Below are 12,434 nucleotides of genomic sequence, written 5' to 3' on the forward strand. Positions count from 1 at the left end.
GGGCCATGGTTATGAACCAGCTTCTTCTTCATGATGAACTGAAAGATAGGGTGTTAAAGTACCTTGAATAAATGGGAACTTACACACTTTATTTGACAAGCCCCAGTTCGTTTTTTGTGTATCTAGTCTATTTTTTAACTAACTTTCTTAGAAGCGCCGTACTCTTCCAGCTTTTACTGTTTTTCATGTATTTCAGTTCTTGCTTTAATTTCTGATTTTCTTTCTTAAGCTTATTTAATTCTGATAATGATTTGTCAGTTTTCTTGGTATTCTTTTTTACTTTTGATTGTAATTTCTTATTTTCCTGCTTCAATTCTTTAATTTCGTCTTTTAACTTTTTAGTTTTTGTAGTGAGGTTAGACTGAATATCTTTATTTATATTTTGTTTACGTTCATTTGCTACATGTTGTAATATTTCGTCTGTAAGATCACCGAATAATGGTCTTTGAGCAGCAAGTTGGTATAGCCAGGTTGCTCCTCTATAGTTTGCTTCAATAAATATTGGCTCGTTGTTAACGCCAACTGCAATGTCCCAGGAGACAAAGTCATGATGAAGAATTTTCTTGTGAAGGTCTTTCACAAAGTTCTTGTATTTTTCAAACTCTGGAATCTTGGCATGATCTTCAAAATTGTAATTAGTGGTTGGGTGTTTAGTATAGATATTACAACTTTCATCAATTGCAAAATCCAGAAATTCTCCATTATCATTTACACCGATACAGAGACCTCCGGTACCCGCATTATCCTTAACCGAATTATCTGCACCAAAACGAGCAAAAGTTAATAGATAATGAATTTCATTTTTCCAACGCAATGTGACCATTCTCAATGTATTAACAGATGCTGGGTGAGGTTTAGCCATTATCTCATGTTGTTTGATGACTTCCTGAACGGTGAAATTATATCCATAATCCTCTTCCAATTTCTGCATTTCGACATTCGATCCGTCTAAATAAATCTCATTATCTTTGTAAGAGATTTTCTTAATACCTTTCCCATTATCCGTGTCACTTGGTTTAATAATTAAATCATCTTTATAGTCCAACATCGTCTGTAGAGCTTCTTCGGTGCTAAGTTCTTCATTTTTATGATTGAAGTAGTGCCCTCTAACTCTTTTTAGAATTGTTTTAGGAGCATTCGGAGTGCCAATTATTTGATCATAGATATTCTTATCGCTATATCCAATACGGATATTCATATCGTTGAAGTAAGGTATTAATTGGTTCCACATGATTTTGCTAGGTATAACTCTTGGGTCATTATTCTTTGTTAAATTAAAATAGGCCAGATTTAATACCGGATCAACAGATTGCCCATAATTTTCATTCCAATATGAATCTACATCATTCAAAAAGTCTTCATTCACTGGGTCCAACAAGCCGGCATTATAGAACCTTGTAAATGCCTTTTTGCCAGTATTTATATTATGTTTCTCATATATGTTTTTGTTGCTAACGGTCTTCACCATCTTTTTTATGTCCTTTCCCATTAGTAATTTTTCTCTATATTCGTTTACTAATTCCTTGACTTCTTCAAGGTTGGCTTTATTACTTTGCATTAATACATCAAGATTCTCTCTTGCATGAAATAATTTACCTTGATCTAATCTTTTTCTTAGACGCTCAACATGCCACGCTAGTATTTTTTCCTCATCCAATGTAAAGGTCAATTCCTTGTCCTCAAAGAAATTCAGTGCAATTTTCTTTAATTCACCAGACAGAAGCAAAGCGCGAGCTGTATAATGACCTGCATGTTTAATATGATGTAATACGGCGGTAGGGAAAGCGGGTCTAATAAATATATTAACATAATAGTTATCGATGTAATTAGTTTTATCGTAGAAAACATGTAATTTCTCATAGTTCTTTTGTATCTTACTTAACTCATCGTGCAGAAATCCCTTGTTTCTAAAAACTTTACCCATCATTTTATTGATGATAGGATGCGCGGGAATACGAGGACTCATCGCCAAAATATTTGCATTGATTATAGAACCATAATAGATTGCACAATAACCACCCAAACTTGCTCCATAAGTATAGACTTTCTTCCCTTTAATCTCTTCCCTAATTATATTGTAAAAGTCTTCTCTTTTAAGAAATTGATATTGGGTACCAAATTTTTGGGCAACATAAATATGATTGTAACCTTCTTTCATGATGAGCTTGCTACTAAATCCCGTTTCAGTAAGTTTAGAATCGACTTCACCAAAAGTGATAATATATTTATTGTTTTGCTTATTATTAGTGTGTACTGTAATTTTGTAATTATTAGTTGAAGCGAGTATCTTACTGGTATATTCCACTTTTATTAACTCCTTCTATGTTGTAATCACGAGGTATATTTAGATAATAAATTATTCTTTGCCTTATTGTTAGTTAAATTCTGGTAACAAATGTAATTAAAATGTAATGCTATGGATTATTTTGTTGAAAAAGTGACCAAAGTAGCAGATAATGGAAAGGTCAATATATAAAGGAGGTGAATTGGTTTGAAACATCATTTGAAATTGTTATCAGTTATAATCACAGCGGTTTTCTCACTTGTTTTTGGCTTCAGTTTTCAACAAGTTTCAGCATCTGAAGATACGGACCTTATTCCTGAAACAACTATTGATGACGAGGCAACTACCACTGAGACGACTAATCAATCCGAACTAGGTGAAAAAATCAATAACGAAGACGAGACGACTTTGGATGACGTTGTGGATCCGGTAGATGGTGAAGAAGAGGAAGAACTGGTTGAAGAACAATCAGATGAAGAACAACCAATTGAAAATAATCAGAATGTATCTGAAGAAAGTCCTGAACCTAGTAATGCGAAATCTACGAATCTAGAGGTTGAGACAGAGAGTAAGGATAATAGCTCTGTTGATGATGCATCAGAAAAAGAAGAGCAAGGTTCTCCTCAAGAATCTGAAATGAGCATTCTATCAGTAAGTACAGAACTTCCGTATAAAAAAGGTGATAATCACGAGAAAATCATTCCAGTTAAAGTGAAGCTGAATGCACTTGGCTTTGACGGAATCGCAGAAACAGGAAACTTTGGAAGTCATACAGAAAAACGTGTAAAGGAATTTCAAGCCTATTATGGTTTGAAGGTTACCGGACAAGTGGATCAGCTAACACTTGATAAGTTAAATGAAGTATATAATAGTACATACCAAAACGGTAATAGCCATTCATACATCACAGAAATCAAGAAAATGCTGAATGCTCTTGGTTACGGTGGCCTTGCAGAAGGACCAGTCTTCGGAAATTTAACTGAGAAACGTGTGAAGGAATTTCAACAGGATAATGGATTGAAGGCGCATGGGATTGCAGATGATCCGACAATTGCTGCACTTGAGAATGCCTATAATAAATCAGTGTATAAAAAAGGTGATCATCATCCTGCAGTGACTGAAATTAAACGTAAACTGAATGCTCTAGGATTTAGCGGTTTAGCGTTATCAGGAAACTTCGGTAGTTTAACAGAAAAGCGTATTAAAGAATTTCAATCATATTACGGACTTTCTGTTACTGGAGTTGCTGACCAACAGACACAAGATAAGTTAAGCGTCGTGTACAATAGTCCATATCAAAACGGCAAGAGTGATTCGTATACAACAGAAATCAAAAAAATGTTGAATGCAATTGGTTATGATGGCCTTGCAGAAGGACCAGTCTTCGGAAACTTAACCGAAAAACGTGTGAAAGAATTCCAGCAAGACAACGGTCTAAAAGCTCACGGAATTGCAGACGAACCAACCATTGCTGCATTGAAGAATGCGTATAGTAAAACTGAATTTAAAAAAGGCGATAACCATCCAACAGTAATTGAAATCAAACGTAATCTTAATAGACTTGGGTTCAGTGGTTTAGCCTTATCTGGGAATTATGGTAGTCTAACAGAAAAGAGAGTAAAACAGTTCCAAGAGTACTACGGTCTTAAAGCTACAGGAGTTGCCGATAGAGCAACTCAAGAGAAGCTAAATGAAGTGGTTAACAGCCCTTATCAAAAAGGGAAAAAGAATACTTTTACTGCAGAAATCAAAAAAATGTTAAACATATTGGGTTATAACGGTCTTGCCGATGGTTCGAGCTTTGGTAGCTTAACAGAAAAACGTGTTAAACAATTCCAAAGAGATCACGGATTAAAGTCTCATGGTATTGCAGATGAAGTTACAATAAAACGGCTCGAATCTGAATATCAAAACAGTGACGATTTCTTAAAGAAAGGTGACCGAAAACCCGCTGTTATCGATTTAAAGAAAAAGCTTAACTCCCTAGGATATGATGGCTTGGCTTTAACTAATAACTTCGGCAGTTTGACAGAGAAGCGTGTGAAACAGTTCCAAAGAGATTATGGTCTGAAGGACTACGGAGTTGTTGATGAACGAACGTCGAATAAGATTAATAGTGTGCTAGCGACTTCTCTGAAAAAAGGTGACAGGAAAGCAGCTGTTATTCAATTAAAAAGAGACCTAAATTCCTTAGGTTATGATGGTTTAGCATTAACAAATAATTTTGGTAGTTTAACAGAAAAACGTGTAAAACAATTCCAGAGAGATCATAATCTACCGGCAAATGGTATAGCTGATGAGAGAACCCTGCAGAAAATAGAAAATTCTTTCCTCAAAATATTTATTGACCCGGGGCATGGTGGAAGTGATCCTGGTGCACTAGGTTATAATTTGAGAGAGAAAGATGTTGTATTAGATATTGGTTTAAAAATCAAACAAGAATTGGAAAAATATGCTGGTGTCAAAGTGATGCTTTCCAGAGCCAGCGATAAAACAGTAAGTCTAGATGCCAGAACTCGTGCAGCAAATAACTGGAATGCTGACTATTTTGTTAGTCTGCATAATAATGCTGCTGGAGGAGCGGGGTTTGAGACATTTATCTATAATGGTTCAGTTTCTCAGGAAACTAAGAATAGGCAAAGGGATATTCATAAGCATTTGGCAAATTGGCTCAGCTCTAAGAACAATATTAGAGACAGGGGAATGAAACGAGCTAATTATCATGTTGTTAGGGAAACTAAGATGCCTTCTCTACTAATTGAATATATGTTTATAGATAACTATAGAGAGAACCAATTGCTAAAAAGTAAAAGTTATCGTAATTCATTAGGAAAAGTAACGGCAGATGCAATTGCTAAGTCCTTTAATCTTAAAAAGAGATAGTTCTAGAGAGGTATGACTTACCTCTCTTTTTTTTATTTTGTTATAAACAAAAGAGTAGGCAAAGGGATATTCATAAGCATTTGGCAAATTGGCTCAGCTCTAAGAACAATATTAGAGACAGGGGAATGAAACGAGCTAATTATCATGTTGTTAGGGAAACTAAGATGCCTTCTCTACTAATTGAATATATGTTTATACATAGTTATAAAGAAAAAAAGTGCTCAAGAGTGAAAGTTATCGTAATTCGTTAGAAAAGTAACGGCAGATGCAATTGCTAAGTCCTTTAATCTTAAAAAGAGATAGTCCTAGAGAGGTATGACTTACCTCTCTATTTTATTTTGTTATAAACAAAAAGTAATAATTTACATTTCTAGTAATCTATCAGATAATAGAATAGACATCATACTAAAGGAGGTGACATACTAAAGTGAAGCTTAAAAAACTCATGATAATTGCCATCATTTTCATTATGTTTTTCCACTTTAGTATACCGGGTTTACAAGTAGCCGCTCATGGCAATGAAGAAAACCTAAATATAGAAGGGGAAAATACATATAGCATCAACGGGGATAAAGAACTAGATGCTGAGGTGGAGGAAGAAGTAGAAGTTGATTCCGATACAGAAAATACCGAGGGTGAAGAAGTTCCTACTGAAGGTCCTGAAAGCACTGAACCAGAATCGGCTGAGTCTGAGGATAATGTTGAAGAAACAAAAACTGAAACCGAAGAACAGGTAACGGAAGAAACAGAGGAACAAGTAACAGAAGAAGACTCTTCGGAACCTGTTGAAACTTCACCAGCCAACGAACCAGGAGCAGAAAAAAGTGTGGAAAAAGAAGAAGCACAAACATTTCAATTAAGAATTCAATCAGTAACTGCGACTTTACCCTATAAAAAGGGAGACGATTTCGATGAAATTATCCCTGTCAAAGTGAAATTGAATGCACTTGGCTTTGACGGAATCGCAGAAACAGGAAATTTTGGAAATCATACAGAAAAACGCGTGAAGGAATTCCAAGCCTACTATGGCTTGAAAGTTACTGGTCAAGTAGACCAGGTCACACTAGATAAGTTAAATGAAGTATACGATAGCCCATACCAGAATAATAGAAGAAATTCTTACACTTCTGAGATTAAGAAAATGTTGAATGCCTTAGGTTATGACGGTTTAGCTATTGGTCCGGTATTTGGAAACCTCACTGAAAAGAGAGTGAAAGAATTTCAAAGCGACTATGGGCTTAAAGCACATGGTATAGCAGATGAACCTACTATTAAAGCTTTAAAGAATGCGTATAATAGTCAAATTAACAAGAGTGAGTTTAAAAAAGGTGATAACCATCCAGCTGTAACTGAAATTAAACGCAAGCTAAATCATCTTGGATTCGATGGTCTGGCTTTGTCTAGTAACTTTGGAAGTTGGACTGAAACTCGAGTTAAACAATTTCAATCTTACTATGGTTTATCAGTTACAGGAATTGCAGATCAAAAAACTCAACAGAAATTGGATGAGGTTATTAATAGTCCTTATCAAAATGGAAAGAGCGACTCTTATACAACGGAAATCAAAAAAATGCTAAATGCACTAGGCTATGGTGGTTTAGCGGAAGGGCCAGTATTCGGGAACCTGACAGAAAAACGTGTGAAGGAATTCCAAAGTGACTATGGCCTTCAGGCACACGGCATAGCAGATGAACCTACTATTAAAGCATTGAAGAATGCATATGATAGTCAAAATAAGAGTGAGTTTAAAAAAGGTGATGACCACCCGGCTGTGATTGAAATGAAGCGCAAATTAAACCAACTTGGCTTCGATGGTCTTGCTTTATCTGGTAATTTTGGAAGTTGGACAGAAACTCGTGTTGAACAATTCCAAGAGTACTATGGGCTACCTGTAACAGGAATTGCAGATCAAAAAACTCAACAGAAATTAGACGAGGTTATTAATAGTCCTTATCAAAATGGTAAGAGTGACTCCTATACAACGGAAATTAAAATAATGTTAAATACCCTAGGCTATGATGGGCTGGCTGAAGGTCCTGTTTTTGGTAACTTAACTGAAAAGAGATTGAAAGAATTCCAAAATGACTATGGTCTTAAAGTAAATGGTATAGCAGATGAGCCAACTATTAAAGCTCTTAATGATGCTTACAATAAGACTGAGTTTAAAAAAGGTGATCATCATTCTACCGTAATTGATATTAAGAGAAAGCTAAATAGACTCGAATTTGATGGTTTAGCTTTATCTGGTAACTTCGGTAATTTAACAGAAACTCGTGTTGAAGAATTCCAATCTTACTATGGATTGCCGGTAACAGGGATTGCAGATCAAGAAACTCAAGCTAAATTAAATGAGATATACAATAGTCCATATCAAAAGCGAAAAAGCAATTCAATAATTGCTGAAATTAAAGTAATGTTGAACGCTATTGGATACAATGGTTTAGCAGAAGGTCCTGTTTTTGGAAATCTTACTGAGAAAAGAGTAAAGGAATTTCAAAGGGATCATAATTTGAAAGCTCATGGGATTGTGGATGATATTACATTAACAGAACTTCGTAAAGCATACGACGGCAGAATAACCTATCATTATTCTACTTTAACCTTAGAACAGGCTTTGGATATCCAAATGGCTATTACGAACCCGCCGCCACAAACAGATAAATATAGAAATTCACCAGCTTATATCAGCAGTAAATATGTTGATATTATTCAATCTGGCGCTATTTATTCCGGTGGTAATGTAGTTGTTCGGACGCAGCCTAGATTAGTAGATTCTACTCGTAAGACTGTATTATCTCCAGGCACAAGAGTTGAAATACTTGGTACAGTTAATGGAGATTCCTATCAAGGAAGTAGAGTTTGGTATAAGATAAGATACAATAATGAAATTCTTTATGCACACTCTAAATTGGTAGTTGAAAATGCAACCATTGCCAAAATAACAGGTAGAGTTAATGTACGTTCGGCACCGAGTGCAAGCTCACATATCTATGGGAAGCTTGCTAAAGGGTCAGAAGTAAGTGTTATTGCGAAAGAAGGAAACTGGTACCGTATTTCCTATAATGCATGGCGAAATGCTACCCGTTCTGATACTAGATTATATTTAGATCCTAGTAATCATGATGAGTTTCAACATTTAGATCTATCATCCCCAGCTGGTGCAACGGCAGCTGAATTAAATGCTTACTTAAAAGGTAAAGGAATCCTTGAAGGAATGGGACAAGCATTTATTGATGCAAGTAGAACTCATCATATTAACGAATTGTATCTCGTTTCCCACGCATTATTGGAAACTGGCCATGGCACTTCCGATTTAGCAAAAGGAATTGTTGTAAAAGGCAAAAAGGTATACAATATGTTTGGAATAGAAGCGTACGATTCTTGTCCGAATAGTTGCGGTTCAGCAAAAGCCTATGCTGAGGGCTGGGATACTCCAGAGAAAGCAATTATTGGTGGAGCTAAATTCATTGGTGAAAGATATATCCACAATGAACATAAGCAAAATACACTTTATAAAATGCGCTGGAACCCTGCTGCTATGGAAGCTACTGGTAGATTCGGTAAACAATACGCTACTGATATTGGATGGGCTGTAAAGCAGACGACTAATTTAAGAAAAATGCATGAAGATATTATCAGAAACCCAGTTCTTAAATTCAATATTATCCAATACAGATAGTAACTTAAGAAAATCTAGTTCCTTTTGGAACTAGATTTTCTGCTTTTAAAGGTTAAATCCCCATCTCATTTCTCTCTTAATGGCAAACCCCTTCTATTTATAATGAAACTTATTAAGAGTCAGAAAATCAGATAGTGAAGTAAAAACACACGTTGTTATTATAGGTCAAAAATACTATAATGATAGATGAGCTAATTAAAGGGGGGTTTTACTTCATGGATTCTGAAACGGTGTCCTCGAATGAGCTTTTTGCATCGGATGAACCGAATTCAAAAAATGAAGTTATCAATTATAACAATCAGGTGGAATTATATTCAGCTAATCAGTGGAATCAAGATACTGTAAAGGTAATGTTAAAATGGTTAGGATATTTAGAAAAAGATTCAGAAAGAGATTTATTAGAAGGTTTGCAAGCATTTCAAAAGGATTATGGTATTTCTATCAGCAACAATTTGAATAACACAGTGTTGCAACAGGTAAAGGATGTGTTCCGGACTTCCTTAGAAAGTAACGAGAGACCAGATAGTCTAAGGGAATTGAATAAAAACCTCAACCTATTAGGGTTTGGAACGATCCTTACTCCAGCAAACATAGGGCTTTTCATGCGGAAAAAAATCAAAGCATTTCAATCTGCATATGATCTAACGGAAACTGGTAAAGTGAATGTAGAAACACTGCTGAAAATTGATGAGCTTATATCAAAATCAATAAAAGTAGGAGAATCCCATAATCATCTCCCATTATTGAAATGTTGTTTAAATATTCTTGGCTATGGACCTATAAGATTAACTAAAAAGTATGGAGAACAGGCACAAATAGCCGTCAAAAAGATACAAAGAAAATATAAACTTCCGGTTAATGGAATGATTGATGAACGGACGAAAACGGCCATCTATGAATCTGCGAGTCTGGCAGCAAACAAGAATAATAACAATATAATAGAGGAAAACATACATAAAATATTAACAAGGATTGGTTTTTCTGCAGAAATTGATGAGTTGAATAGTAAAGTAGGTGTAGCAAGCCAATTAATCAACTTTCAAAAACAATATGGCATACCAGCTACAGGCAAATTAGAACTTTCATCTATATTGAAAATCGAGGAGATACTTTTAAGTCCGCTTCAATTAGGGGTACGTCATAAAAACGTTGAAACGTTAAAAGAAAATCTCGTTGACCTCGGATACGGCCCAATTAAAATAACAAATAAGTTCGGTAAGCATACTGTAACAAAGGTAAAAGAATTCCAAAGAGACCATGGCCTGCCTGATAGTGGTATTGCTGATCAGAAAACACTCGCACTTATCCAGGAGAAGAGTAAGTATATTGTACGAAAAACATATACACATATAAACTCCACATTAGAAGAGACGTTTAAGCTTCATCTCAACAAGCAAAAACAAGAAAAAATAGTGGAACTCCAAAAGTTCCTAGAGGAGAAAGATGCTGTTTTTGACCCTGAGGTTCTCGTTAATAGTGAAGAGGGTAAATTTCAATTACTTGACCTATCAAGAAGCCAGTCTGTCTCCTTGGAGACTATAAAGAGTTATTTCAGGAAAAAAGACTTGTTAGTTGGTCAAGAAGAATTGATTTTGGACGCTGCTGTTACTCATGGTATCAATGAAATTACATTGGTTTCTCAAGTTCTATCAGAAGTAGACCAAGGATTCATGATGCAAAACGGTATACCAGTCGACCGTAGCGGCCGTATCACCTATATTGAAACAGCGAATGAAAAGATGCCAGGAGAGACATCGGATACTTATAGTTGGGTCTATAATTTCTATGGAATTTATGATGGCGATGACAATACGCTTGATGGAAGAGCGAAGAAAGCATTTGATGAAGGTTGGCATTCGATGCAAAAAGCAATTCTTGAAGGAGCCAAATTCGTCAAGGAGATTTATATAGGCGACGGAAAAACGACCTATTATAATAAAAAGAGAGACTATCTAACTCATGATGCCAATACGAAAGACCATCCACTAACAAGAAATATAGAGTGGCTATACGAACAAATACAACGCATTCAACGTATCTATAAGCAGCTCGATTCCTATACTCTATATCTTGATATACCTATTTATAAGAGTAAGTAGTTACTACATATTCATCTAATAATATGGATCACTCATAGATGATAGAACTCCAAGTCTATTAAATATAGACTTGGAGTTTTCTATTAGTATTTACTAATTGAAAACAAAAAAACATGCAGCCAATTAGGCTGCATGCTCTATTATAATTCCCCATTCGCTTCATACGGAGCGGTTTGGGTTTCTACTGTAGAAGTTGATATATCCAAATGATCTTTAAGCATATTTTTCGTTTCTTCTAGTGCAATCTGGTCAAGCGCCCAATAATAAACTCCACCTGGCTTATAATCGTCACCTTCCAGTGTGTGGGTATCGATACTTAATTTTCCAGCACTTGTTCCGTAAGTGATAAATGTTTTCATATCACTGAATGTCATGTTTGTCTCCATATTATCTCCGACAGCTTCTAGGACATCATCATAGTTTAAAAGGGAGTTAACGGAAGTAGCTTTATTGATGACAGCCTTCATAATTTCTTGCTGTCTTTTACCACGCTCAATGTCATTATCAAGCTTTCTTGTACGTGCAAGTGCAAGAGCTTCTTCTCCATCAACCGTTTGTTCACCTGGCAAGAGGTGGATGGAATCACGCTTGTCCATGGAGTTGGATTCTTTCAGTTCATATGGAACATCTACTGTAATTCCATTTAAGGCATCCACTACATCCACGAATGCATGGAAGTTCAGCTTCACATAGTAGTCAATTGGAATATCAAGCAAGTTTTCGACTGTTTCAATCGCTGCTTCTGTTCCTCCAAAATAATGGGCATGGTTGATTTTATCTTCATACCCAACATATGGAATATATACGAGAGAATCTCGTGGAATACTTACGAGATTGATACTCTTTTCATCCTTATTGAATGTTGCAACCATTAAAGCATCTGTACGAGCACTTTCCGCATTGTCGCGGTGTTCGTTGGCGTCAACCCCCATAATGAGGACGGAGACATTATCAATGCTCGGATCAACCATTGCTTCCCGCAACGGTGATTTCTCCCTTGTATCTTCCACATATGATTCCGATAAGACACTATCTGCTTTTATATATAGATAAGCCCCGTAGCCGATTAAACCAATGAAAGCGATGAGAGTGGAAAGAAGAACAAATTTAATCCACTTCCGTAGTTTTCTCTTCTTTCTTCTAACGACTCGGACTCTTTTAGTATTAGACATTTTTTTAGCTCCTTATTTATGAATAAAATAGGACATGATTCACTTTATTTTACTATAAATTTGCTATTTCGTATATGAAAATATGAAAATAGCGTCGAAAAATAGCATGTTTGATTAGACATAACAACTACATTTTCCTAACGCACTCACAACATCATAACACAAAATAATAAATTTGAAAAAGGGATTTTAGGATTAGCTTTTTTGGCATAAAAAAGAGGCTGGGACATAACTAGCCGAAAACAGTAATTAAAAAGGATCCAAGCAATCAAAACTTTGCTAGGATCCTTTTTTGAGTCAAATTTATCATTATCGGT

The 12,434-nt window shown here is 35.6% G+C and carries 6 protein-coding genes; 4 read left to right on the forward strand and 2 right to left on the reverse strand.

Going from position 1 to position 12,434, the window contains the following annotated elements; all coding sequences use genetic code 11:
• Nucleotides 1-127: 127 nt before the first annotated feature.
• Nucleotides 128-2,305, reverse strand: a complete 2,178-nt coding sequence (locus ACFSBH_RS06155; protein ID WP_379596576.1) for a sugar-transfer associated ATP-grasp domain-containing protein — start codon at nt 2,303-2,305, stop codon at nt 128-130.
• A gap of 186 nt (nt 2,306-2,491) precedes the next feature.
• Here ACFSBH_RS06155 and ACFSBH_RS06160 point away from each other — a divergent pair, with 186 nt between their 5' ends.
• From ACFSBH_RS06160 to ACFSBH_RS06175, 4 genes are all read left to right on the forward strand, one after another.
• Nucleotides 2,492-5,167, forward strand: coding sequence for a peptidoglycan-binding protein (locus ACFSBH_RS06160; RefSeq protein ID WP_379596578.1), 2,676 nt, complete (start codon nt 2,492-2,494; stop codon nt 5,165-5,167).
• Nucleotides 5,164-5,418, forward strand: coding sequence for an N-acetylmuramoyl-L-alanine amidase (locus ACFSBH_RS06165; protein WP_379596586.1), 255 nt, complete (start codon nt 5,164-5,166; stop codon nt 5,416-5,418). Before ACFSBH_RS06160 ends, ACFSBH_RS06165 begins: the two co-directional genes overlap by 4 nt.
• A 176-nt stretch (nt 5,419-5,594) precedes the next feature.
• Nucleotides 5,595-8,846, forward strand: a complete 3,252-nt coding sequence (locus tag ACFSBH_RS06170; RefSeq protein ID WP_379596580.1) for a peptidoglycan-binding protein — start codon at nt 5,595-5,597, stop codon at nt 8,844-8,846.
• Nucleotides 8,847-9,061: 215 nt separating this feature from the next.
• Nucleotides 9,062-10,945, forward strand: a complete 1,884-nt coding sequence (locus tag ACFSBH_RS06175) for a peptidoglycan-binding protein (protein WP_379596582.1) — start codon at nt 9,062-9,064, stop codon at nt 10,943-10,945.
• Between the two features lie 140 nt (nt 10,946-11,085).
• Here ACFSBH_RS06175 and ACFSBH_RS06180 read toward each other — a convergent pair whose 3' ends face one another.
• Nucleotides 11,086-12,117, reverse strand: coding sequence for an LCP family protein (locus tag ACFSBH_RS06180; RefSeq protein ID WP_379596584.1), 1,032 nt, complete (start codon nt 12,115-12,117; stop codon nt 11,086-11,088).
• Between the last annotated feature and the right edge of the window lie 317 nt (nt 12,118-12,434).

Origin of the sequence: Oceanobacillus luteolus, from assembly GCF_042678205.1 — a bacterium.
Lineage (GTDB): Bacteria > Bacillota > Bacilli > Bacillales > Amphibacillaceae > Oceanobacillus > Oceanobacillus luteolus.